The following is a 24,505-nucleotide window of genomic DNA, read 5'->3' as shown; positions in this document are numbered from 1 at the left end:
TTGAGGTAGTACGCCAGGGCAATTGCATGTTCGCTGGTGTACCCGGAGCATCATGGAACGGGCGGTCGGGGACTGAAGTCCCCGCCTACAGTCACACCGTCGCTGCGCGACGGCCGTCGGGAACGGCAGGGACAGGTGAGCCGGGAGCGTCGTGCAGCGACTGCAGGATGGTAGGCGGGGCTTTCAAGCCCCGACGAGGCGACACGACGACATCAACATGCAATCGCCCTGGGTAGTACTCCACCACGCAGAAGGCAGCGTCGCACCCGTCATCCCGAGCGGAGCGAGCGTAGTCGAGGGATCTTCCCCTGGACACCCCTGCGAGGAAGATCCCTCCGCTCCGCTCGTTCCTCGCGTAGCTTGCCCTGAGCTTGCCGAATGGGGTCGGGATGACACACCCGTCACATCCGGCTTGGCAACGTAGTAGTCTCGGACGTCTGCTACGTGGATTCCATCGTAGCTTTGGTTGGGACCGACGCAACAAGACGCCCCGGTCACGCGGGCGCGTGACCGGGGCGTCTCAGCGCTGACCCCTGCCCGCTCCCAGGAGGAGCGGGGATTCCGCGGCCTACATCCGGTGGAAGACCGTCGAGGTGTACCAGTCTCCCTGGCCGGTCCAGCCTCGGTCCTTCTCATCCTGGAAGAACTCTTCGCGGCCGAACAGGTAGATGACCGAGACGACGTTCCCGACTCGCATCACGAAGCGGTAGTGATGCCAGATCTTCTCGTCCTGGTAGAAGCCGGTCTCGACGTTGAACTCCTCGCCGTACTTGGTCGGCTTGATCTTCTCGACCGGGCCCTGGACCCCTTCCTTCCGCTCCGGGAAGTTCTTGATGGCGGCCTGCTCCTTGAACAGCGCCTTGGCCGTCTCGACATCCTTCGCGACCCAGACCTTGTTGTCGATGACGTTCGGGCCGAGCGCGCTGGCGCCGTTAGAGCGGTCGCGCTCGAAACGGTTCCGCGCAAACTTGCCGTACTTGTCGGTGCCCTCGTCGGAGATGTACTGCGTCGCTTCCTTGCCGGCGTCCTTGATCGTCAGGATCGCTTCCTTCGGATCGTTGAGGGGGCCGCGCGGCGGCTCGGGCTTCTCGCCGTCCTCTTCCTCTTCGGCAGCCGCCTGCTGCTGAGGCGGCTGCTGCTGACCACCCCCGGCCGGCTGACCGCCGCCGGCCTGCTGCTGGTCACCGCCACCAGCCGGCTGCCCGCCGCCGCTGCTCGTCTGCTGCTGGTCCCCACCACCTGACGGCTGTCCGCCACCGCTGGACTGCTGCTGATCCCCGCCCGCGGGCTGGCCGCCGGCCCCCTGGGCCTCGTTCTGCTGGTTGCCCGAGCGGCGATCCAGCGCGCGCCGCTCAACACACTCCGGCAGATCGTACAGATCCTTGTCGTTGTAGCAGTCGATATCTTCGGCTTGCACCGTCCGCGCGACTGGCGCCGGCAGGGCGCCGCCCCCCCAGCTCAACACCGAGAGGGCGAGCGCTCCACTGGTGAGCCCAACGCTCATCCGGTTGAGCCACTCGCGTGATCCGCGCTTCGGCATCGCTTTCTGGTCCCTTCTCTCCTGGCTTCCACACTCGGCGCTCAGACGGCCACAGGCCGGAGCACTCTGGGGTACGTCAGCCGGCTTGCTCTGGATACATCGGCGGGCGACACCCGCGCCCGGCTACCATGCATGATGGCAGGGAACGGTTCCCCGACGTAAGGATAACGAGCGGAGTCGCGCTGAGTTGCTGTCGTTGCGAGCGAGGATGTCGCGCGGGGCGCTCGCCCGGTTCCTGGTCCGGCTCCTGGTCACCACGACCGGCCTCTTCGTCTTCGCGGTTGGCGTGGTGCTCAACCTGCGGTCCGGCTCCGGTCTCTCGCCCTGGCAGGCGCTGCACTTCGGGTTGACCTTGCACACGCCGCTCTCATTCGGGCAGGCCAGTCAGGTGGTAGGCCTGGTGATGCTGCTGGCAGCCTGGGCCGCCGGCGTGCGGCCGGGCCTCGCTACGATCATGAACGCCGTGCTGGTCGGCCTGTTCACCGATCTGCTGCTGGCATCTGGGTTCATCCCGCATCAGGAGCTGGGACTGTCGGGCCTCCTGATGCTGCTGCTCTCGCTGGTTGCGTCGGGCCTGGGGATCGCCGTCTACATCCGAGGCGGCCTTGGCGCTGGCCCACGGGACGGATTCATGCTCGCCTTGATGCGGCTGACCGGGCGCGGTGCGTCCCCCGTCCGCATCGGGATCGAGGTCGGGGCGACGGTCGGCGGGCTGCTGCTCGGCGCGCCGCTCGGCATCGGCACGATCCTGTTTGCGCTCGGCCTGGGGCCGTCCGTGGGGTTCTGGTTCAAGGTGCTGGGCGTGAAGCCGCCGGCGAAGCGGCAGCCCGCACCACAACGGACGTGATGAGTCCGTCATCCCGACCGCGGCGAGGCACGAGCACACCCTTCCGTCATCCCGACCGCGGCGAGGCACGACCATACAAGGGATCTTCCCCCGTCGCCGGCAACAGCATCCAGGAAGATCCCTCGACTGCGTTCGCACGCTCACGCCGCTCGGGATGACGAGGGGTGGCGCACGCTCACGCCGCTCGGGATGACGATGGAGGGAGCAAGCCTTGCCCTGAGCCTGCCGAATGGGTCACTCCGCTCGGGATGACGGCGGGCACTGAGCAACCCTGCGATTGACGCCAGACGGGCCATTAGTGCGAGTCGTTGCTCCCGGCGCCGTTGCTGAAGATCGGGCGGCCATCCGCGCCGAGCAGGGTCGGCGTTCCTTCGTCGTCGTCGTCGGCGGCGTCCTCGCCGGGCGCAAGGATCAGCTTCTGGTCAGGGTTGGTCTTGGGACGGGCCGAAGCGACGCTCGCCAGCTCGTCCGCGTCGCGGAACCCGAACGCCTTGATCGTCGGATTGATCGCCTCGTTCATCAGCTGCTTCTTGCCGAACACCTTGTTGCGGACCATCACGCGAACGCGGTCTTCCATGTTCGGCATCAGGTGCTGGGCCGGCATCCGGAAGCTCTTGGCGACCGCCTCGATATCCTGGGCCGTCCCGACTTCGTCGTATTCCAGGAGCATCCGGACCATGTCCTTGTAAAAGGCGTGGTGGAACGCCTCATCACGACCGATGATCCGCAGGCCCTGGCCCGCGCCGAACGAGCCGCCGGCCGCAAGGACGCCCCGCAGCAGCTCGTAGTTGCGCTGCGTCTCCTTCTCCTGGAACGACGCGTAGATCAGCATCTGGCGGGCCGTCGGGTACGGCATCGTCCAGGCGTTCTTGGCGAGATCCAGGCGGAAGCGGCGCGTCTGGTCCGCGGTCCGGGCGCCGGAACGCTCCAGAATCAACTGAAGCGTCCGCCCGTGCTTCAGCTCCTCGTAGCTCCAGTTGATGTGCGAGTTGGTCAGGCCGACCATCTTACGATAGTAGCCCAGCCCCTTCTCGGCAAAGTCGGGCAGATAGCTCTCGACAGCGAAGAACGATTCGATCATCGTCGCGGCGTCTTCGGAGAGCGGCTCGCGTTTGATGTCGTCCCAGGGCACGTCCTTCTCGACGATCCACCGGCGGTTCCAGCCCTCTGGATCCTCCGAGCGGTTGAAATACGACCAGAACGCCTGCTCGACGCGCCAGCCGAACTCCTCTTCCCAGGGACTGATCGGGATCGCTACACGATCCTCGCGAAACTGTGGCCTCTCTTCAGGCACGCAGAACTCCTCTTGCTCGCGACATGATGGACAGCTCCAACTCGGTGAACACTCGCCACGCACATGCACGTCGGCCCCGACCGTCCCAGGCGTCCACAGAGCCGCCCACGCGGAATCTGCGTCCTTCTGCCTGGCGGAGCCGATGCGTCAGCCGGCCGGGGATGATCGCCGCCTGGCGGCGACCGTTCCGCTGTTCGCCGTCGATGATGAGCAAAGCAAGATACTGTCCGGGGCTGCGCAGGAAAAGCGATCCTCGGGATGCTACGAACGAAGCGAGCCAAGCATACCAGGGGAACGCTCGCACACCCGCATTTTCCGCGACCTATTTTTCCGAGTCGAGAACGATTCGGCAGGTGACTTTGGGGACGGAACGCCCGCACCCTCGATGCGGACGACGCCGACTGTCCGCATCAGGCACGCGAGCGCCCTGGGCGCGCGGACAGCTTGTCCGCCCTCCCAGGGCAGGTCTCTGGCAGCGGCCTGGACTCGTTGTCAGGGGGCGGACGCCGGCAGCTCAACCGGTGTGGCGGCCGGCCGATCGTGCTGAACGGCCACCCGTGGCAGATACGCGTCCACAGCGGACAGTGCCACCGGGCCGGTCTCCGTACTGGTGATCCGTGCCAGCGCCAGCGCCGTGGCGAACTGAGCGCACGCAGCCAGCGGCGTGCCGCGCACCCGCGAAGCCACGATCCCGGCCACCAGCGCATCGCCGCCGCCGACCGTGCTCTGGACGGTGACGGACGGTGGACGAGCGACCACCACCTCGTCGGCGGTCACGAAGCACGCGCCCTCCGCCCCGAGCGACACCACCACCATCCCGATGCCACCGGCGATCAGCCGGCGGGCCTCGGCGACAACGGCAGCACGGTCTGCCAGCGGATGGCCCACCAGATCCTCAAGCTCGTGGACGTTCGGCTTGATGACGTCTGGCCCGGCGGCGATGGCGTGCCGCAACGCCTCGCCGCTGGTGTCCAGCACGACGCGCCGGCCGCGCGCGTGCAGTTGCTCGATCAGGTCGGCGTAGACGCGCGGCGGGACGCCCGGCGGCAAGCTCCCCGCCAGCACGACCCAGCCGGCATTCAGGGCATCCAGCCTCTCGCGGAGGGCGGCCAGGTCGGACGGCTCGGGGGCCTGGCCGGGGAAGTTCACGTCCGTCGTCTGCTGGCGGGCCGGATCGACGATCTTGATGCCGACGCGGGTCTGCCCCTCGATCCGCACAAACTGATCCTCGATGCCGAGCCGCGCGAACAGCGACTCGAACGGGACGGCGTTCTCACGGCCGAGGAAGCCGCTCACGCCGACCCGCAGGCCGAGGGCGGCCAGCGTCGCCGCGACGTTGACGCCCTTGCCGCCCGGCCCCATCCGCACCTGCTCGACGCGGTTGACGGCGCCTGCCTCGAAGTTGGTGATCGTCACCGTCTCGTCGATGGCCGGGTTGAGCGTCACGGTCACGACGTCGAAGACAGCAGCGGCGCGGTCCGGTGCGTTCATCACTCGCCCCCCGATCCGCCACTGCGACCGAGCGCTCGCACCTCGGCGGCCGACGAGCAGCGCAGGGCACGCTCGGCAAGCATGCGGGTATCCGCCCGCGAGACCTGCCGCAGGCGGGCCTTGACGGCCGCGACGCTCGGGATGCTCATGCTCAGCTCGGCCACGCCGAGGCCGGTCAGGATCAGCGCGCCGAGCGGCTCGCCGGCGATGCCGCCGCAGACGCCGACCCAGGTGCCGACCGGCTCGCCAGCCTGGACGACTCGCTGGATCAGCCGCAGCACGGCCGGGTGCAGCCCATCGACCTGCGACCCGAGGGTCGGGTGGAGACGGTCGATAGCCAGGGTGTACTGCGCGAGGTCGTTGGTGCCAATCGAGAAGAAGTCGACTTCCGGGGCCAGCTCGTCCGCCATCAGCGCAGCCGACGGCACCTCGACCATCATCCCGATCTCGACCGGCGGGACGCCGATCTCCTGGCGGACGCTCTCGGCAAAATCCTTGGCCTCGCGCAGCTCTTCGAGCGTCGAGACCATCGGGAACATGATCTTGATGTCGCCGGCCGTCGAGGCGCGGTAGATCGCCCGAAGCTGGGTGCGGAACAGGTCCGGCCGCCGCAGGCAGAGGCGGATGCCACGCACGCCCAGGAACGGGTTCTCCTCAGCCGGGACGGTGATGTACGGAGCGGACTTGTCGCCGCCGATGTCGAGCGTGCGGATGATGAGCGGCAGGCCGTTCAGGTTGCGAGCCATCTCGGCGTAGGCCTGGTACTGTTCCTCTTCGGTGGGCGCGGACGAGCGCCCGACGAACAGCAATTCCGTCCGCAGCAGGCCCACGCCCTCCGCGCCAGCCTGCAACGCCTGCTCGACCTCGGACGGCCGCCCGAGGTTGGCAACGACCTCGACGCGGTGGCCGTCCGTCAGCAGGGCCGGCGCGAACCGCGACTCGTTTTCGAGGTCGCGACGCTGTGCGATGCCAGCCTGGGCCGCACGCGCCGACGCCAGATCGGCCTCGCTGGGGGAGACGTAGAGCGCGCCAAGCGAGCCGTCCACGATGGTGGTCTGGCCGTCCGGCAGCTCCAGCAGCGCCGCCCCCGCCCCGACAATCGCCGGGATGCCCAGCGACCGCGCGATGATCGCGGTGTGGGCGGTCGGGCCGCCGAGCACCGTGCAGAGCCCGAGGATCAGGTTCGGATCGAGCTTGGCCGTGTCCGAGGGCGAGAGGTTCTCGGCGACCAGGATCGCAGGCGAACTCGGCAGGCTCGGCTCACCCTCCTCGGTGCCGGCCAGCACGCGCAGGACGCGCTGCCCGACATCGTGAAGGTCGGCGGCGCGGCCAGCCAGCGTCGCGTTCCCGATCTGCTGCACGTCGGACACGCGCGTCTCGACCGTGCGCTGCCAGGACCACGCCGCGCTGTGGCCGTCCTCGATGCGGGCGTAGACGTCGTCCAGCAGGTCCGGATCGGCCAGCATCGCCTGGTGGGCGCGGAAGATCGCGGCCTCGTTGCTGCCAGCGCGGGACTTCACCTGCTCGTGGATCACGTCAAGCTGTTCGCGGGCCGTCTCCAGCGCCTCGCGCAGCCGCAGCTTCTCCTCGTCGCGCTCGCGCGGGCGATCCTCGACCACCAGCCGGGCGCGCTTGAACTGGAAGACCGGGCCAATCGCCAGCCCCGGCGATGCCGCCACGCCCATGATGGCGCGCGCCGTCGAGACCGGCAGCCAGGACGGCCCCTCCGAGGTGACGGCAGCATCGTGCGCCTCGCCCTCGCCCAGGCCGCTCTCGACGGCCTCGCGCAGGGCCGCCAGCGCGGCGTCGGCATCCGGGCCGAGCGCCAGCAGCCGGACGGTCTGGCCGCCCTCGACCCCGAGCTTGAGGATCGAGGCCAGCGCCTTGGCGTTCGCCTCGCGGCCGGCCTGCTGGACCCGGATCTCGGAGGCGAAGCGGCCGGCCACCTCCACCAGCATCGTGGCCGGGCGGGCGTGCAGCCCCCCCGAGCCGACGATGGTCACGTCCACGAACGGGGCCTCGGCGAACTCGTCGCCCAACCCGGCCGAGCCGAGGCTGGTGCGCCGATTCAGGCTGGCGACGATCTCGCCCGCGTCGTTGGTAGTCGCGAGACGATCGACCAGGGACGGATCGTCCAGCACATCGGTCAGGCTCGCCAGCACCTGGAGATGCTCGTCCGAGCGCGCCGCGATCCCGACGACGAGGTGGACGCGCTCGCCCGGGTTCCAGGTCACGCCGTCCGGCACCTGAAGCACGGCGATGCCGGTCCGGCGGATCAGCTCTCGATCCTGGGGCATACCGTGCGGGATCGAGATGCCGTGCCCGAGGTAGGTGTTCGCCTGCTGCTCGCGCCCGAGCATGCTCTCGACGTAGCCCGGGGCGACCTTGCCGTTGGCAATCAGCAGCCCCGCCACCTCGCGGATCGCTTCCTCCCGCGAGGCGACCCGCACGTTCAGTCGGACATCGGACGCTTCAAGCTGGAGGGTGGTTGACCGCTGCGCCGTCTCACTCATCAGGCCACCGCCGCCTCTGCCGGCGCCGTCGCCGTCGCCGGCTGGGTGTTCGCGTTGAGCGGGCGCTTCAGGATGAACAGCGCCCCAGTCGTCACCAGTGAGCCTGCAAGAATCGCGACCAGATAGAGCACGGGGCTGGTGACCGCCCCCGGGATCAGCATTGAGAAGACGCCGCCGTGCGGGACCAGCAGCTGGATGCCCCAGAGCATCGAGAGGCCGCCCGCGACTGCCGAGCCGAGCATCAGCGAGGGGAGCACCCGCAGCGGGTCCTTGGCCGCGAACGGGATCGCGCCTTCGGTGATGAAGGCCAGCCCCAGGACTGCCGCCGCACCCTCGGCCTCACGCTCCTCCTCGTCAAACCGATTCTTGAACAGGAAGGCGGCCAGCGCCAGCCCGAGCGGCGGGGTCATGCCGGCAGCCATCACGGCAGCCATCGGAGTGTAGATCTGGCTGGCCAGCAGGCCGACCGCGAACGTGTACGACGCCTTGTTGACCGGGCCGCCCATGTCGAAGGCCATCATCGCACCGAGGAGCACGCCGAGCAACAGCGCATTGGCGCCCTGCATCGCCTTGAGCCAGCCGGTCAGCGCATTCAGCACCACCTGCACGGGCGGGGCGATGACGTAGATCATCAGCAGGCCGACCACCAGCGTGGAGATCAGCGGCAGGATCAGGACCGGCTTCAACCCTTCCAGGTTGCGCGGCAGCTTGATGGAGCGGGCCAGCCACTGCGTGAAGTAGCCTGCCAGGAAGCCCGAGACGATGCCGCCGAGGAAGCCTGCGCCAAGCGACTGCGCCAGCATGCCGCCGACGAGGCCGGGGGCGATGCCCGGGCGGTCCGCGATGCTGTAGGCGATAAACGCCGAGAGGATCGCCACGATCAGGCCGAACGCCGTCTTGCCGCCGATCTGCATCAGGGCCGCGCCGAGCGTGCCCTGCTCATCGCCGGCGTAGATGCCGCCGACCGCGAACGCCAGGGCGATACAGAGGCCGCCCGCCACCACGACCGGGAGCATGTAGGAGACGCCGGTCATCAGGTGCTTGTAGGGGCCAGTCCGCTGGCTGGAGCGCTGGGCCTTCTCCCGCTCGACCGTCTCGGCGAGGCTGCCGGCGGCCAGGGGGCCAGACGCGGCAGCGGACGGGGCCGGCTGGCTGAGGGCGGACATGACGACCGCCGCGCCATCGTGGATCGCCTCCTTGGTCGAGGCCATCGCGACCGGCTTGCCGCCGAAGCGGCTCAGGTCAACCTTCGTGTCGGCGGCGATGATGACCACGTCGGCGGCGGCGATCTCGGCGGCCGTCAGGGTGTTCTGCGCGCCGACCGAGCCCTGCGTCTCGACCTTGATGATGTGGCCGAGCCGGGTGGCGGCCTTCTGGAGCGCCTCAGCCGCCATGAACGTGTGTGCGATGCCCGTGGGGCAGGAGGTGATCGCCACGATCCGCTTCTGGGCGGCCGGAGCGGGGGCGGCAGCAGACGCCGGCGCGCTGCCGTTCGTCAGCGGAGCCACCGGGGCTGGCGGGCGGGCGGGCGCCGGCGCGGGGGCGGCGACCGTGGCGACGGCTGGCGCGGACGATGCGGCTGGCCGAGCCAGCGTGCCCACGCCGCCGTCGTTGCCCAGGGCCGCGTCGAGGACGGTCTGGGTGTGGCGAATCGCCTCGCTGGTGCGCGTGCGGTAGAGCGTCTTGCCGGCGAACCGGCTAGTGTCGAGCGAGAGATCGGATGCCAGGAGCACGACGTCGGCGTCTGCGATGGCCTGGGCGGGCAGGACGTCCTTGACGCCGGAAGGCTCCTGCACCTCGACGGCGATCTTGAGACCGGCGACCTCACCGGTCTTGCGAAGGGCCTCGGCCGCGAGCCGAGTGTGTGCCCCGCCAGTCCCTGCGACAACCGCCGCAACCTGCTTCATCGCCATGACTCCTCCCAGCGCCTGGAGCGCGCTCAGTGACCACAAGAGGTTTCGCAGTTTTCCATATACTAGCGCTTACTTTCGTTCTTGTCAACACTGATTTTCGTTCACTTTCGCTCATTGTGGGAAGAGTCGATGGTGAGTTCCTTCTCGCCCGTCTCCAGGTGCCACGGCACTTCCCAGACTTTCGTTTGCTTGCTATCATGCTTACAGGCGAAAGTACGCGGCAACACCTCATCTCATCTCACGGGGGCGGACAGCACGGATGGCAGCAGAGCACACTGAGCGGCCTGGGCCAAAGAGCCTCTTGATGCGGGATCGGCGCGGACGCATCGTCGATCTGGTGCGGCAGCGTGGCACAGTCCTCGTCAGCGAGTTGGCCGAGCAGTTCGGCGTCTCGGCCGTCACCATCCGCACCGACCTTGAGCAGCTCGAACAGGATGGCTTCCTGCTGCGTGACCGAGGCGGCGCGGTGGCCCCCGAGCAACGCAGCGGCCTGATCGCTTTCGAGCAGCGAAAGTCGCTGGCCCAGGATGCGAAAGCGCGCATCGGGCGGGCAGCGGCCGGGCTGGTCAGCCCGGGCGACACGATCATCCTCGACGCTGGCACGACGACCGTCCAGATGACGCCCTACCTCAGGACGCTCGGGCCGCTGACGGTCATCACCAACGCCCTCAACGTGGCGATGGAGTTCCGGGGCGTGCCGGATGTGCGGGTCGTGCTGCTGGGCGGCAGCCTCAACTTCGACACGCTCAGCACCCACGGCATCCTCGCCGAGCAGGGGCTGGATGCCGTGGTGGTGCAGAAGCTGTTCCTGGGGGCGCAGTCGGTGGAGCTTCAGGCTGGGGTCACGGAGACCTCACCGGAGATCGCGCGGGTCAAGCGGGCGATGGTCCATGCAGCCCGCCAGGTGATCCTGCTGGCCGATGCACAGAAGTGGTCGCGGACGGGCTTCATCAAGGTGACGCCGCTCTCGTCGATCCAGACCGTCGTCACCGACGACGCCCTGCCAGACGATGCGCGCGCGGCCATCGAGAAGGCGGGCGCAGAGCTGATCCTGGCCTGATCCTGGCCGAACCGTGCGGGGCGAGCGACCTACGCCGGCCCGAACGGCGGTATACTGCCCCGTGGCAACGTGCCTCCTGCTGCGTGAGGCATCCCCTGGATGAACATCGGCCGCCCGGCGCCTCCGCTCGCTCCCGGCCGGAGCGTGTGCTTGGGGTGAGGTCTCAGGGCTGCCCCAACCTCGACGGAGGGCCGAACCTCATGGCCATCGACACGCGCCCGGGGCTGGAGACGGACGACCCGCGGATCTGGTCGCTCCTCCAGCGCGATCACGCTCGCCACAACCAGACCCTCAACTTCATCGCCAGCGAGAACTACGCCTCGCCGGCCGTCCTCCAGGCGCTGGCCTCGCACCTGAACGCCAAGTACGCCGAGGGATACCCGCACGCCCGCTACTACCAGGGCGTCGCGCTGGCCGATGATATCGAGACGCTGGCTATCGAGCGGGCGAAGCAGTTGTTCGGCGCGGAGCACGCGAACGTCCAGCCGCACTCCGGCAGCAGCGCCAACATGGCGGCCTACTACGCCACGCTGGAGCTTGGCGACGGCATCCTGGGGATGGATCTCTCGCACGGCGGCCACCTGACGCACGGCAGCCCGGTCAGCTTCTCCGGCAAGCAGTTCACGTTCTCCTCGTACCACGTCGATCCGGAGACGCACGTCATCGACTATGACGAGGTGGCCGCGCTGGCCCGCGAACACCAGCCGAAGATGATCGTGGCGGGCGCATCGGCGTACCCGAGAATCATCGACTGGGCGCGCTTCCGCGAGATCGCGGACGAGGTCGGCGCGCTGTTCATGGCCGACATCGCGCATATCGCCGGGCTGGTGGCGGCCGGGGTGCATCCCAGCCCAGTCCCCTACGCCGACATCGTGACCACTACTACGCACAAGTCGCTGCGCGGACCGCGCGGCGGCCTGATCCTCTCGAAGGCGACGTACGCGAAGGCGATTGACCGGGCCGTCTTCCCGATGCTCCAGGGCGGCCCGATCCTGGGGGCGGTGGCGGCGCGCGCCGTCTGCTTCCAGGAGGCGTTGCAGCCGGAGTTCAAGACCTACAGCGAACAGGTCGTCAAGAACGCGGCGGCGCTGGCCGGCGAGATGTGGGATCGTGGCCTGAGCCTGGTGTCTGGCGGCACGGACAACCACCTGCTGCTGGTCAGCCTGCTGGACCGCTCGTACACCGGCGCGAAGCTGGCCGAGGCGCTGGAGCGGGTCGGGATCATCACCAGCAAATCCACAGTGCCCGGCGAGACGCGGTCGCCACGCCAGACCAGCGGCGTGCGCTTCGGGACGCCGGCGCTGACGACGCGCGGCGCAACGGAAGACCAGATGCGGCAGATTGCCCGGGCAGTGGCGCTGGTGGCAGCCGATCCGGACAACACGAGCGTCCTGGACGACGTCGCCGCCGAGATGCGGGCGCTGGCCGACACGCTCAAACCGATCTGATCGGATGAGTAGACCGCGTCCGGGACCAGGAGACGGGTGAACGAGCACGGCGAGGGTGACGCGCAGGCAGGTGGATCGACAGTCCAGCCGGACGGTGCGTCGTCCCTCGGGCGTGCGAACGCTGACACCACGAGGGAGTCTCCCAGGAGTGTGCGCGGCGGGCTGAACGGCGCCGCGGCCGGCCCTCCGGAGGACGACGACAGCGCCTACGAGCCGTCTATCGTTGGGACGCCGGCCGGCATCATCCCGCGTGACCCGGCCGCCCCAATCGTCTTCGCCCACCCCAGCGAGCGCGAGCTTGCCTCGATCTTCGATTTCTACCGCGTGCCCTGGCGCTACGAGCCGTACTCGTTCGTGCTGCGCGCCAAGGGCGAGCGGGTGCTGGAGATGTTCAGCCCGGACTTCTACCTGCCGGAGCTGGATCAGTACCTGGAGCTGACAACGCTCCGCCAGCGGCTGGTCACCAAGAAGAACCGCAAGCTGCGGATGATCAAGGAGCTGTATCCGCACGTCAACGTGCGGCTGCTCTACCGCAAGGATTACCAGGAGCTGCTGGCGCGGTTCGGATTCGGGCCGGATGAGGTGGTCTCGCCGGAGGCTGAGGCGTTCCGGGCCGAGGCGCGCGCCGAGCGGGTGCTGTTCAGCCAGGCGGAGATCGCCGCGCGGGTGCGCCGCCTGGGCGAGACGCTGACCCGCGACTACGCCGGCCGCCCCCCGATCCTCATCGGCATCCTCAAGGGCGTGACGTTCTTCCTGTCCGACCTGATGCGCCAGATCAGCTTGCCCGTCGAGGTCGACTTCATGGCCGTCTCGGAGATGGGCCACGGCGGGGCGGTGCGGATCGTCAAAGACCTGGATCTGAACATCGCCGGGCGGCATGTGATCCTGGTGGAAGACATCGTCGATACCGGCATGACGCTGCGGTACATCCTGGGCCACCTGGAGCGCTGGCAGCCGGCCAGCCTGGAGGTGTGCGCCCTGTTCGACAAGCGGACCCGCCGCCTGGCGGACGTGCCGATCGAGTACGTCGGCTTCGAGCTGGAAGACCAGTTTGTGGTGGGCTACGGGCTGGACTACCACCAGCGCTACCGCAACCTGCCGTTCCTGGCGACCCTCCGACCGGAGCGCTACCGCCCGGAGCCACCGGCAGGCTGAGACACGCAGGGCGATTGCATGATGGGCGCGTCCCGCAGCGTCGTCGGGGCTTGATGAAGATTGACGAAATACCCACGCAGTCCGTGCGTCAGGTCGGAGGCCCCTCACCCCCCGACCCTCTCTCCCTGTGCGCGGGAGAGAGGGGGCCGGCGCACATTGCGAGGGAGCGACGCGGTCAGCCCTTTGCGCGCCGCCACTTGCGGAGGCTGACCACCTCGCGGGGCGGCGACATCTTGCTGCCGACCTCGACGTAGGAGACCTCGGCGGCGTAGACGCTCCCCTCCGAGTCCACGGCCACGCTGTGCAGCCAGTTGAACTGGTCCGGGGCCTCACCGGGCAGGGCCGCGCCGAACTTCGTGATGCGCTCGCCCTTGCGGTTGTAGATCTGGATCTTGTGGCCCAGGTTCGGGACGTTGTGCTGGACCGGCGGCGGCCCCTGTTCCGCGACGTAAACGTTGGTGTCCTCGCCCTTGCCGGCGTAGGCAGCCACCGCCTTGTGCGCGTGCCAGGTCTGGCGGAACTCGCCGTCCACCGAGAAGACCTGGACGCGGTGGTTCTCGCGGTCGCAGACGATGACGGCGTCATCCCCGAACATGGCGATGTTGTGCGGCAGGCTGAACTCGCCCTCATCCGTCCCCGAGGTTCCCCACGAGAGGATGTGCTTGCCGTTCTTGTCGTAGCGGTGGACCCGCGAGTTGCGGTAGCCATCCGAGACGAAGAGGTCGCCGGTCTTCGGCGAGACGGCGATGTCCGTCGGGCGGTTGAACGGCACGCCGCTCTGGAAGTCGCTCGGCGTGCCGCTGCCGAGCGTCATCAGCGTCTTGCCCTTCCTGTCGGTCTTGGTGAGCTTGTTGCCGAGGTCATCCACCAGCCAGAGGTTGTCCTCCCGGTCGATGGTGATGGCGTGGGCGCGCATGAAGCGAGCGCCCTTCCAGCGCGGCATCATGTTGCCGTACGGATCCTCGAACAGCTCGGTGCCGATGAACGGCGTCTCGTTGCCCCAGGAGTCGACGAGGTTGCCGTCCCGGTCGAAGACGAGGACGGGCATGTTGCCCCGGTTGAAGACGTAGACCCGGTCGTGCGAGTCCACGGCGACAGACGTGGCCTCCTTGAGCCAGATGCCGTGCGGGATCTTGGCCCAGAAGGGAACGGGTTCGTAGACGGTCTCAGGGGTGGCAGGTCCGACGGCCATAGTGCTCCTCCCAGCGCGTCGGCCGGCATTGTAGCCGGCCCCGGGAGGTTGCCTGAGCCGTTGGTGGTCGGAACGACGCCGCGTCAGTCCGGATCGATGGCGTCGACCACCTTGTCGCGACCGTGCGCCTTCGCCATGTACAGCGCCTGATCCGTCCGTTCGAGCCACGCCTGCACCGACTCGAACCGCCCGAGCCGCCCGACGCCGATGGAGATGGTCACCCGGATGATCTGGTCGCCATACGGCACTTCCAGCCCGGCCACGGCCTGCCGCGTGCGCTCGGCCAGCCGAACGGCGTTCTGCAGCGACGTGTCCGGCAGCACCACCGCGAACTCCTCGCCGCCGTACCGCGCGACAAGGTCGCTCTTGCGCGGGAAGTTACGGACCAGCGTGTCGGCGATGCTCTTCAGGACGGCATCGCCGCCCGGGTGACCGTAGGTGTCGTTGACGGACTTGAAGCGGTCGGCGTCGATGACCAGCAGCGCCGCCGACTCCCCGAACACGTCGCGCATGAAGACCATGCGGTTCATGAACTCGTCGAAGCCCTTACGGTTGACGAGCTGGGTCAGGCCGTCGCGCGTGTTCTCGGCCTTGGCGTCTCGCAGCTGCCCGGCCAGATCGGTGACGCGCGCGCCGAGCTGCTCCAGCCGCAGCCGCTGCACCTGCTGGCGCTCGGAGACGAGCTTCGAGAGGTTGCTGGCCGCCGAGACCATCTCCTTCTTCAGCTCTTCGGTCGAGTTGCGCTCGACCGCCGACTTGAGGCGGTCGATCTGCGACTTCAAGCGGTTGTCCATGCGCTGGTCTTCGATCAGCGCCGACCCGAGGCTCTGCGCGAACGCCCAGATACCCTGGCGCAGGTCGCCAAGGGCCTTGTTGACGTGCTGCTGTTCCCGCTGGCGGCGGGACTGCATAAACTGGACGACGGTCGGCCAGTCGCGGCGGGGCGGCGTCTCCGCTGAGGCATCCTCGCCCTCGCCCTGAGGCCCGACGTTGCGCTCGCGCTCGATCAGCTCGTCGTCGCTCAAGGGGGGCGGCGCGAGGATCAACAGGTGCCGCGCCCAGGCCTCACACAGCTGGCTGTACGAGATGGAGCTCTCATGCTCCAGGTCGAAGGCGTACTGGCCCATCGCACGGAGGACGGACACGAACGCTTCGAGCGCCGGATCGTCGGCATCCCTGAACCCGGCAGCATCGGCGGTACGGGGTGATTCCGGCTGGGAGGCCGGTGGGTCGGCTTCGAGGGTGGAGCGCTTCCATCGAAACATGCGATCTCGTCCAGCTCTGCACCTTGCACTCATGGGGCGGTGCATCCATAGAGACGAACGACGAGAAGCACGCTCAAGTGTCGGTGGGGGATAGTCTGTGTGCGGGGGTCAGGTCGGACTACCGCCGACGAAAGCGTCAGGAAGACTCAGGGAGCGGCCGGGGCGGCGTAGCGCATCGGGAGCCAGCCCACCGCGCCACACGGATCGCGCACGGGCGTCCAGCGCAAGCCGTCACGCTCCACGTCCGGCCCGAGCACGTCCAGGCGAGTACCGTCTGACCAGGCCCGGAGGCGATCCTCCAGCCGGGTGCTCTTGCGGATGTACGCGCCCTCGCCATCGGTGCCGGCGACCACCACAACGCTGAGGACGGGTAGGCGCAGATTGGCCGGACTGGCCGGCTCGCAGGCGGGCGGCGCGGCGGCGGCGGCTGCCACGAGGCCGCCGACCGGCTGCGGCGCAGTCTGAGCGTACGCCTTCAGGCTGCCCACCACCGGCTTCGCCGTGCCGTCCGCGCGGAACATCCCGAAGCTGTTCTCACGGGCATTGGCCCCGTTCGGGAAGTCGTTGAGCATCCACTTGAGCGCGCCGGCCCCGCCGCGCTCGCGGACCCCGCGCACGAACTCCAGTTCCAGGGCAGCACTGGTGGCCTCGTCCGTACCCTCGTTCGAGACGCCGAACTCGCCGAGCACCAGCGGGCGGCCGGGAACGGCCCTTCGCACGTCGTCCCACAGGCTGAGCGCCGCTCGGATACCGGCTGGCGTCGCGGACGGGTAGCGATGGTAGGTTCGGTAGTCGGTCCAGGCGTTGACGGGCAGCGTCGCCAGGATCGTGTCGACCTGGGCCACGGTCACCAGTCGGTCGGGGTCGGCGGCGCGGATCGCGCTGAGGCGCGGACGCAGCCAGAGGGCCAGCGCATCGTTCAAGGCGTCGGTCAGCGGCCTCCAACGGGCGGCCTCAGGCGACCGCAGATACGTGACGACGTTGGCGCCGTCCCGGCTCTTGACCCAGTTCCCGGAGTCCTCCAGCAACTGGACGTAGGCCCGCAGGACGTTGATGTAGACATACGCCTCGTCGTCGGAGAGGCGGGCGGGGACGTTCTTCTGCCCAGCCTCACTCGCGCGGTACTCGGGGATCTCGGCGCGGGTGATCCGCTCCCCGATCCGGGCGACCAGCCCGGCGCTCTGGAGGGTCGGCGCATCGCCGGGCGGGTAGATCGACAGCGCAAGGTCGCCCAGGCGCGGCTCGTTCTTGAGATCGAGCGCGACCAGCGTCGGCCGGCCGCGATAGTGCGCGGCAATGGCCCCGTCGAGCGCCGCCACCCGCCCGAGATCCCAGTCGGTGTAGTCGTTCAGGGCCAGCACGATCGAGAGTCCGTGCTTGTCGGCCAGGTCCAGGACGCGGTCGAGCTTCTGCCAGCGACCGGCCGCGAGGTCGTTCGCCAGCGGCGCTTGCACGAAGATACGGAGGACGCTGAGGCCGGCCGCCTTCGCCCGCGCGAAGTCCTGGCCGATCAGGTTGAGGTCAAACTGGTCGTCGGCCCACATCTGCCAGGCGCGGTCGGCCGGCCCCTGGTAGTTCGCGCCGATGAGGAAGGCGGGGCGGCCGGCTGGGTCCACCAGGGTGGTCCCGCTGATGGCGAAACCCGGCGCAGCGGCGGCAGTTGCCGTTCGGGCGGGCAGCAGCACACTCACGACGGTCACAAGCGCGAGGAGCAGGCGGGCGGTTTGTTGCATCACGCATCAGAGAACGATGCGGGGGGCCGGCCGGTCCCGATTACCTGCCGCGCAAACAGGTCGAAAGGGGCTGAGTCGAGCCTACTCCTCGACGCGCTCGCGCTCCCTGGCCCGCCAGTGCTCGGTGAGCCTGCCGAGCCGTCCGACGGACGCCTCCTCGACGAGCTCCAGCACCATCATCAGCGCGTCACTATGGGACGGCACCTGCTCGCCGTCCGAGAGCGACCGCCGCACATGGTCCCAGCGGCGTAGCTCCTCATCGGTCAGGTGGAGGGTCACCTTGTAGTGACGGTCATGTGTAACAGGCATCTCGGCCTCCCACCTCGACGGTCCGTCTGACGGACCGCACTCGCCATCGCTCTGCACGGAGTGTACTGGGTTCCCAGGAGGCCGCGCGGTCAGTTACGGCCTGCCCAGACGCGGCCCCGCAACCCGACACCCCGCCTCTGCACTAGAATGCCGGCATTCTGCACTGCTGGAGCCGCGCTCATGTCCGCTGCTGACAGGTCCACCAACCGGTTTGATCTGCTCGTCGTCGGCGGCGGCGCGTTCGGGCTGGGCACTGCCGCCGAGGCTGCCATGCGTGGCCTGCGCGTCGCCGTCGTCGAGCGCGGTCCGCTCCCCAACCCGATTGCCGCCTCCTACGGGCCGTCGCGGAAGATCCGCTCGACCTACACCGAGCCGCACTACGCCGCACTCGCCCGCAAGGCGATGCAGCGCTGGCGCGAGATCGAGGCCCAGACCGGCGACGACCTCTACCTCGCCGTCGGCAACCTCAACTTCACGGCGCTGGACCAGCAGCCGTACCTGGACGATCTGGAGAAGGTCAGCCGGCAGATCGGCGCGGACATCGAGATCCTCGGTCAGGCCGAGCTACGGGCACGGTTCCCCCAGTTCAAGCTGGCGAAGCGCGCCCTGCTGGAGCGGGATGCCGGCTTCGTGCGGGCCAGTGCCTGCATCGAGTCGCTGCGGATCGTCGCGGAGCGGGCAGGCGCCACGATCCTCCCCGAGCGCGAGATCGTCGCCATCGACCAGGACGGCCAGGTCGTCGAGGTGCGCACGGCCGGCGGCGAGCGCTTCCAGGGTGAGCGAGCAGTCCTGGCGCTGGGCGGCTGGACGAAGCGGCTGCTCCCCGAGCTGACCGAGACCCTGACCCAGACGAAGCAGGGCATCATGTACCTCGCCGAGGTGCCGCCGATCTTCCACTCGCCCCAGATGCCCGCCTGGGGCTGCTCGGACGAGGGCCACTACGGCTTCCCGGCCTGGAGGACGGACGTCTTCAAGATCGCGCACCACGTCCAGTCGGAGCCGGTCGCGTCGCCGGACTTCGACCGCCGGACGACGCCGCCTGGTTTCGTCGAGGGCGCCGAGGCGTTCCTGCGCGACCACTTCGGCATCGACCCGTCCTCCACGACGGTCCGCGCCGAAAGCTGCATGTACAACCTCTCCCCAACCAGCGACTTCCTGGTGGACTTCCACCCGCGCGATGCACGGCTGCTGGTGGCGACGGGCGGCTCCGGGCACGGCTTCAAGTTCGGCTCGGTGATCGGGGCCGTCGTGATGGACCGGCTCGACGACGTGGACGGCGACAACTGGAGCCCGCTCTTCTCGTGGGACGCCGTCGTGAACGCCCGCGCGCTGACAGGGCGACTGCGCTAGTCGAGGTTCTGGGCGCTGGGTTTCAGGTTTCAGGCGCGCTCCCCGAAACCTGAAACCCAGCGCCCAAAACCCAGGTCTATAATGCGACGCTTGGAGGTTCGGACGAATGGCGACGGTGCCCGGTACCCGATGGGATGACCTGCTCTCCTCACGCGCACAGATCGGCTGGACCGGCCCGAAGGCCGGCGGCGGCCCGCGCGTCCTGACCGAGTCCCTCTACGAGTTTGGAGGCGGCCTGCCAGACCCCGCCTCGTTCCCGCATGACGCGATGCTCGCCGCGACCGCCCGCATGCTCAAGGAAGAGGGCGACGCGGCTATGACCTACGGCGAGGCCCAGGGCTACCTGGGCCTGCGCAAGCTCATCTGCCACAAGTACGAGTTGTTCGAGGACTTGAAGGTCAGCCCCGACAACATCCTGGTTGCCAACGGCTCCGGCAACGCGCTCTCGCTGGCGTTCAGCGCGTTCGTGGACATCGGCGACCCGATCATCACCGAAGCGCCGACCTTCTCCGGCACGCTCCAGACGATCCGCCGGCACGGCGCAGAGGTGCACAGCGTCCCGGTCGACCAGGACGGCATCGTCACCAGCGCCGTCCGCGAGCAGCTGGAATCGATCACGGCTTCGGGCCGCCGCTGCAAGTTGATCTACACCATCGTCAACTTCCAGAACCCGTCTGGCCCCACGATGTCGCTGGAGCGGCGCAAGGAGCTGGTGGCGCTGGCAGCCGAGTACGACACGTTGATCCTCGAAGACGACGCTTACGGCGAGCTGCGCTTCGAGGGGCATGCGTTGCCGTCGATCTACGCGCTCGACCCGAACGGCCGCACGATCCGCGCGGGCACGCTCTCGAAGATCCTCGGGGCGGGCGTGCGGCTCGGCTGGCTGTGCGCCCCGGCCGAGATGATCCCGGCGCTGCAGAGCTTCCTCTTCGGCGGCGGCGTCAACCCGTACATGTCGCGGGTGGCGACGTACTTCCTGCGCGATCACATGGAGCAGCACGTCAAGCTGCTGATCGACATCTACCGCAACAAGCGAGACGCGATGCTGCGCGGCCTGCGCGAGCACCTCGACGGCACGGATGCCGAGATCAGCGTGCCTGAAGGCGGCTTCTTCATCTGGATCAAGCTGCCGACCGGCACCGATACTGCCGAGCTGAAGAAGTGGGCGGCCGAGGAGAGCGTCGAGTGGCGGCCGGGCACCGGCTTCATGCCGAACGGCGGCGGCGAGGAGTTCGCGCGGCTGGCCTACAGCTACGAGTCGGTCGAGAAGTGCTACGCTGGCGGCGCGGCGTTCGGGAAGTCGATCAGGGCAGCGATGGGGTAAGGTCAGCCGACTGATGACTGGCGAACGGGCCGTCCAGGCGTACGCAGCGATGCAGCGCCACCTGTACTTGCAGGGCGCGCGGCTCTACCGAGAGTCCGTCCCGACTGCTGCCGGTGGCAACCCGTTCGCCTACGTCTGGCCGTTCGAGGAGGCTGCCAAGGCCGCCCTGTACATGCGCGGTCTGCCGGACGTCGGCCACCAGTACGCGGCCGACATCGAAAATGTCGTCGATCGGCTGGCGTACTGGCAGCCGCGCCGCCGCAACGGCATCGTCAACAAGCCATCGTACGCGTCGTATCCGCCGTTTCCGCTCGGGCAGGGCGGCGACACCTACCTTGACGACAACACCTGGATCGCGCTGGACATCGTGCAGGCGTACCGGATGCGGACCGGCGGCCGGCCAGCGAGACACGACGCCGGCCTGGAGCGGGCCGGCCAGATCCTCGACCTCGTGTCGGCGGCGTGGGCCAGCGACGCGCAGCCGTACCCCGGTGGCGTGTACTGGGTAGACGCCACCTGGAACCGCGACCGTGGCGCAGCGGTCACGGCAGGGCTGGCAGCGCTCGCCGCGCACCTCCACGATCTGACCGAGCCGGCCGGGCGGAACGGTCGAGCCACCGTTGACCGGGTCCAGACGGCGATCGAGGCGTACCGCTGGCTCCGTGCAACGCTCTGGATCGAGCATGGCTCAGAGGCCGGCCTCTATCACGACAAGGTGCTGGGTGATGGACGCATCGACACCGCCCAGTGGATCTACAACCAGGGCGTGCCGGTGGCGGCCGGTGTGATGCTCCACCGTATCACCGGCGACACCATCTACCTCGAGCAGGCCGAACAGACCGCCGAGGCCGCGCTCGCATGGTACGGGCGGCAAAGCTACGCCGGTCAGCCTGCCATCTTCGTGGCGATCTTCTTCCGCAACCTGCTTCAGTTGGCGGCCGTCACCGGCGCCCGCGCGTACCACGACGAGATGCTGGCCTACGCCGACCGTGCCTGGCGCGACCCGTCCATCCACGACCGTGCAACGGGCCTGTTCCACTTCGAGGGGCCAGGAAGGCCCTGCACCCTGTTGGATCAAGCGGCCATGGTGCAGTTGCTGGCGCTCGGAGCGTGGCCAACGGAGCAGTACCGCTCGCTGGCCTGAGGAAGGCTGCCGGATGCTCGCTCGGTCGAGCCGCGCGGCGCACTCCCCGACGTCGCCGTGACGATCTCACCCCAGGAAGCGCGCCTGGACGTCAGGCGCGCTTCGGGGTAGCTGTCGGCGGCTTGGGCGTCGGCGTGGCCGGCTTCGGCGTGGCCGTCGCGGGCTTCGGGGTTGGCGTCTTCGTCGCGGCCTTGGGCGTCGGGGTCGGGGTCTTGGTGGCCGGCTTCGGGGTTGGCGTCTTGGTGGGGGCTGTCACGACCTTCGGGGTGGCCGTCGGCGGCTTGGGCGTCGCGGTCGGCGGCTTGGGCGTGGCGGTGGGCGGCTTCGGGGTCGCCGTCGGCGGCACCGGCGTGGCCGTGGGCGGCACGGGGGTGGCAGTCGGAGGCTTCGGGGTCGCCGTCGGCGGAACGGGAGTTGGCTGCGGCTTGGGCGTCTCGGTCGGGGCCGGCTTCGGCGTCTCGGTCGGCTGCGGGATCAGGGTTGCCGTTGGCGTCTTGAAGTTCGGCAGGTTCGAACCACTTTCGGGCGTCGGGCCCAGCGCCGTCGAGGGTGGTGGCGGCGGCGTGGTCGAGCCAGAGCCTGGAGTGGTCCCCGTACCGGGATCAGACTGCGAGAGCGCCGTCAGCAGCGGCTCGTTGTCGTTGCCCGTGGTGCGCGTCTGGCGAGTAGGCTGACGACGAACCGGCCCGATCACCATGGTCGGCGTCGGCGTGGCATACATCGAGGTGGTCAGCGGAGCCGATGCCGGCGCGACGGCGAGCATCAGTGGCTGGGCGCCCGCAGGCGCGAGCACCAGCTCTGGCGATACGAGCTGACCGTCCGGTGAGACGATCAAGCCCTGGCTGTTGAGCATGGACGTGGGGAGCGTGCCCGAGTTCGACCGGGTCGCCGTCGAGCTGCCGCTCGCGCTGCTGCTGCTGATCTGGCTCGATGGCCGAATGAAGCTCGAGGATGGCGAGCGTACCCCGAGCGGGCCGCTCACGATCGACGCACCAGACCCCAGGGACACGCCCGCCCGCGAAGCGCCCGGCGCAACCGAGGCCACCGCCTCGTTGAACAGGCCCGTGAGCGACCCGAACTGGCCGGCCTGGCCGGTTCGCTCAGCCGCGCCTGGGACACGGGCTACCTGATCGGGAGACCAGAAGCCCGGTGCAGTCCCAACCTGTGGCAACACGGTCACGCCCGAGGCCCTGGCAGCAGCCTGGGCCACCCGCAGGAACGGCGTACCGGCCTGCGGCAGCCGCGAGATGTCCCAGCGGGCCAGCATGCCAGCCTGGGCGCCGGTGCGTGGCATCGGCACCAAGACGAAGCGGTCCACGATGCGCTCAACGACGACCTCTACCGGTACCTCGACCGGCACATCGCGCTGAACGACCCGGATCTCGACCTGCGGCACGCCGGAATCGGCGAGTGTCTGGAGTGCGCTGAACAACGGCAGCAGCAGTCCGAGCAGCACGAAGAAACGCACGCGTGCGAATCGGGCCTGCCGCTCACCACGCAGGCGTGTGTGACGGCCGCGTGACCGGCTGCTCACCACGTCCATCCCTGCTGTTCCCTCCGTACCCAGCGCCGCCGTCTTATCGTCAAGACGGATCACCCTGGCTCGTGCTTCCTGACTACTCAGTGGCGCGTCGCCCCTGAATTCGTGCAGTCCCGAGACACGAATTTCTGGCGCGCCCCGCCAGCGGTAACCATGATGATGACCCTAAAACGACATAGGATACGCCAAAGGGACGGCTTTTGGGTCCACTCTGTTACAGAGGCGTATCACGATCGGAAGCTCCCTTGCTCGCCCGCCGCCGTGATGGTGGGCCACACGGGTCACCTGGCGCTACCATCAGTGTATGCGAACTGTCGATCTCCACGAGTCGAGCACTCCCAGCAACGAGGACGATGTCGAGCCGATGTTCCCCGAGCCGCTCGTCGAGCTCGACCTGGACGACGAATAGCCGGACCGAAGAGCCGGACCAAGAGCCGTCGGCTCCGCGTCCCCCAGCGAACGGGCGGTCCAGACCGGCCCAGGTGAACGGCGCGGCATCACCCCCGCCGCCCGAGAACCTGGATGCCGGCCGCTGCTGCCTGCCCGCGCACGAAGGTGAGGCCGCGCGGCGCGAGAAACGCTGGCATGTGCTCCACCAGGACCGCCGCCGGCTGCTCGGGCGTGCCCAGCCACTCGGCGCAGCGCAGATAGGCTGCCCAGTCCAGCAGGCCGTCGCCGCAGACCGTCTCGTCAAAGTGGAGCGCCAGCCGTGGCTCGATGACGAGGTCCTTGGCGTGTGCGGTCCAGTGATAGTACGGACCCAGCACGGAGAGCATCCGCTCCATCTCGGCCCCGGACTGATAGACCGCGTCGATGCTGCTCAGCAGGTTGACCGGATCGAAGTTGACGCGGATACTGGGCGAGCCGACCGCCTCGACGATCTCGCGGATGTGCTCCGGTGTGTCGAGCGCCGTGATCAGGTGGCACTCGAGCGCCAGCACCACCCCGTGATCTTCGGCGCGCGGGGCAGCCAGCCGCAGGAACTCGACGATCCGCTCGCGGGCCTCAGGGCGGTGATTCTCCGGGTGCGGCCCGTAGCCGTGCGTCGGATGGTAGCTGCCACAGCCGGTCAGCACCATCGGACTGCCGAGCAACTGGGCTGCGCGAAACGACCGCGCCAGCCGGGCGAGATCGTCGTCGCGGCGCGCGGCATCCCGCCCGACGAGCGCGGGGTTGTAGCCCGTCGCCTGCACGATGCGGAGGCCCCAGCCGTCGAGCCGCTCGCGCACCTCGGCAGCGTAGGGCAGTACGTCCTCCGGGGTCGGGCCGAGGTGCGTGCCAAGCACCGTCACGCCGAGATCGGCGGCCCACTTGCAGAACTGGTCGTCCAGCAGACGCGGATCGCGCGGGACGGCCGGCGTCGCGATCCCAAGCTCGATCGGCATGG

The 24,505-nt window shown here is 68.8% G+C and carries 18 protein-coding genes; 7 read left to right on the top strand and 11 right to left on the bottom strand.

Annotated elements, in window-relative coordinates; translation table 11 throughout:
• Positions 1-568: 568 nt before the first annotated feature.
• On the bottom strand, positions 569-1,504 hold the full coding sequence (locus tag IT306_24055) for a hypothetical protein (GenBank protein ID MCC7371515.1): 936 nt from the start codon (positions 1,502-1,504) through the stop codon (positions 569-571).
• 223 nt (positions 1,505-1,727) lie between these two features.
• Between IT306_24055 and IT306_24050 the strand changes: the two genes are divergently transcribed.
• Positions 1,728-2,387 carry a membrane protein gene (locus tag IT306_24050; protein ID MCC7371514.1) on the top strand — a complete coding sequence of 220 codons (660 nt, stop codon included), beginning with the start codon at positions 1,728-1,730 and terminating at the stop codon, positions 2,385-2,387.
• 295 nt (positions 2,388-2,682) lie between these two features.
• Here IT306_24050 and IT306_24045 read toward each other — a convergent pair whose 3' ends face one another.
• From IT306_24045 to IT306_24030, 4 genes are all read right to left on the bottom strand, one after another.
• Positions 2,683-3,681, bottom strand: coding sequence for an acyl-ACP desaturase (locus IT306_24045; protein MCC7371513.1), 999 nt, complete (start codon positions 3,679-3,681; stop codon positions 2,683-2,685).
• 492 nt (positions 3,682-4,173) lie between these two features.
• The gene (gene pfkB, locus IT306_24040) at positions 4,174-5,172 is read right to left on the bottom strand and encodes a 1-phosphofructokinase (protein MCC7371512.1); all 999 of its coding nucleotides are present in this window, start codon (positions 5,170-5,172) and stop codon (positions 4,174-4,176) included.
• The gene (ptsP, locus tag IT306_24035; GenBank protein ID MCC7371511.1) at positions 5,172-7,685 is read right to left on the bottom strand and encodes a phosphoenolpyruvate--protein phosphotransferase; all 2,514 of its coding nucleotides are present in this window, start codon (positions 7,683-7,685) and stop codon (positions 5,172-5,174) included. Before ptsP ends, pfkB begins: the two co-directional genes overlap by 1 nt.
• On the bottom strand, positions 7,685-9,592 hold the full coding sequence (locus tag IT306_24030; protein MCC7371510.1) for a PTS fructose-like transporter subunit IIB: 1,908 nt from the start codon (positions 9,590-9,592) through the stop codon (positions 7,685-7,687). Before IT306_24030 ends, ptsP begins: the two co-directional genes overlap by 1 nt.
• 265 nt (positions 9,593-9,857) lie before the next feature.
• Between IT306_24030 and IT306_24025 the strand changes: the two genes are divergently transcribed.
• The 3 genes from IT306_24025 (at position 9,858) to hpt (ending at position 13,261) form a co-directional block, all read left to right on the top strand.
• The gene (locus IT306_24025; GenBank protein ID MCC7371509.1) at positions 9,858-10,658 is read left to right on the top strand and encodes a DeoR/GlpR transcriptional regulator; all 801 of its coding nucleotides are present in this window, start codon (positions 9,858-9,860) and stop codon (positions 10,656-10,658) included.
• Positions 10,659-10,858: 200 nt separating this feature from the next.
• Positions 10,859-12,106, top strand: a complete 1,248-nt coding sequence (locus tag IT306_24020; protein MCC7371508.1) for a serine hydroxymethyltransferase — start codon at positions 10,859-10,861, stop codon at positions 12,104-12,106.
• A 486-nt stretch (positions 12,107-12,592) separates the two neighbouring features.
• The gene (gene hpt / locus IT306_24015) at positions 12,593-13,261 is read left to right on the top strand and encodes a hypoxanthine phosphoribosyltransferase (GenBank protein MCC7371507.1); all 669 of its coding nucleotides are present in this window, start codon (positions 12,593-12,595) and stop codon (positions 13,259-13,261) included.
• Positions 13,262-13,436: 175 nt separating this feature from the next.
• Here the strand turns inward: hpt and IT306_24010 are convergent, their stop codons facing one another.
• From IT306_24010 to IT306_23995, 4 genes are all read right to left on the bottom strand, one after another.
• Positions 13,437-14,453: a peptidylglycine alpha-amidating monooxygenase gene (locus tag IT306_24010; protein ID MCC7371506.1), complete on the bottom strand. Its 1,017-nt coding sequence runs from the start codon at positions 14,451-14,453 to the stop codon at positions 13,437-13,439.
• A gap of 83 nt (positions 14,454-14,536) precedes the next feature.
• Positions 14,537-15,718 (bottom strand): GGDEF domain-containing protein, encoded by a 1,182-nt coding sequence (locus IT306_24005; GenBank protein ID MCC7371505.1) that lies wholly within the window; start codon positions 15,716-15,718, stop codon positions 14,537-14,539.
• A gap of 146 nt (positions 15,719-15,864) precedes the next feature.
• On the bottom strand, positions 15,865-17,451 hold the full coding sequence (locus IT306_24000; protein ID MCC7371504.1) for a hypothetical protein: 1,587 nt from the start codon (positions 17,449-17,451) through the stop codon (positions 15,865-15,867).
• An 81-nt stretch (positions 17,452-17,532) separates the two neighbouring features.
• Entirely contained in the window at positions 17,533-17,760 is a 228-nt protein-coding gene (locus IT306_23995; protein ID MCC7371503.1) for a hypothetical protein, read from the bottom strand.
• 180 nt (positions 17,761-17,940) lie between these two features.
• Between IT306_23995 and IT306_23990 the strand changes: the two genes are divergently transcribed.
• The 3 genes from IT306_23990 (at position 17,941) to IT306_23980 (ending at position 21,578) form a co-directional block, all read left to right on the top strand.
• The gene (locus IT306_23990; protein MCC7371502.1) at positions 17,941-19,110 is read left to right on the top strand and encodes an FAD-dependent oxidoreductase; all 1,170 of its coding nucleotides are present in this window, start codon (positions 17,941-17,943) and stop codon (positions 19,108-19,110) included.
• 106 nt (positions 19,111-19,216) lie between these two features.
• Positions 19,217-20,434 carry a PLP-dependent aminotransferase family protein gene (locus IT306_23985; GenBank protein ID MCC7371501.1) on the top strand — a complete coding sequence of 406 codons (1,218 nt, stop codon included), beginning with the start codon at positions 19,217-19,219 and terminating at the stop codon, positions 20,432-20,434.
• Between the two features lie 13 nt (positions 20,435-20,447).
• The gene (locus IT306_23980; GenBank protein ID MCC7371500.1) at positions 20,448-21,578 is read left to right on the top strand and encodes a glycosyl hydrolase; all 1,131 of its coding nucleotides are present in this window, start codon (positions 20,448-20,450) and stop codon (positions 21,576-21,578) included.
• Positions 21,579-21,669: 91 nt separating this feature from the next.
• Here IT306_23980 and IT306_23975 read toward each other — a convergent pair whose 3' ends face one another.
• Together IT306_23975 and IT306_23970 are read right to left on the bottom strand one after the other, a co-directional pair.
• Complete coding sequence (locus IT306_23975; protein ID MCC7371499.1) at positions 21,670-23,112, bottom strand: hypothetical protein; 1,443 nt, start codon at positions 23,110-23,112, stop codon at positions 21,670-21,672.
• A gap of 503 nt (positions 23,113-23,615) precedes the next feature.
• Entirely contained in the window at positions 23,616-24,503 is an 888-nt protein-coding gene (locus tag IT306_23970; GenBank protein ID MCC7371498.1) for a sugar phosphate isomerase/epimerase, read from the bottom strand.
• Positions 24,504-24,505: the final 2 nt, after the last annotated feature.

The sequence above is a fragment of the Chloroflexota bacterium genome (genome assembly GCA_020850535.1).
Taxonomy (GTDB): domain Bacteria; phylum Chloroflexota; class UBA6077; order UBA6077; family JACCZL01; genus JADZEM01.
This window is presented reverse-complemented; position numbering and strand designations above follow the sequence as displayed.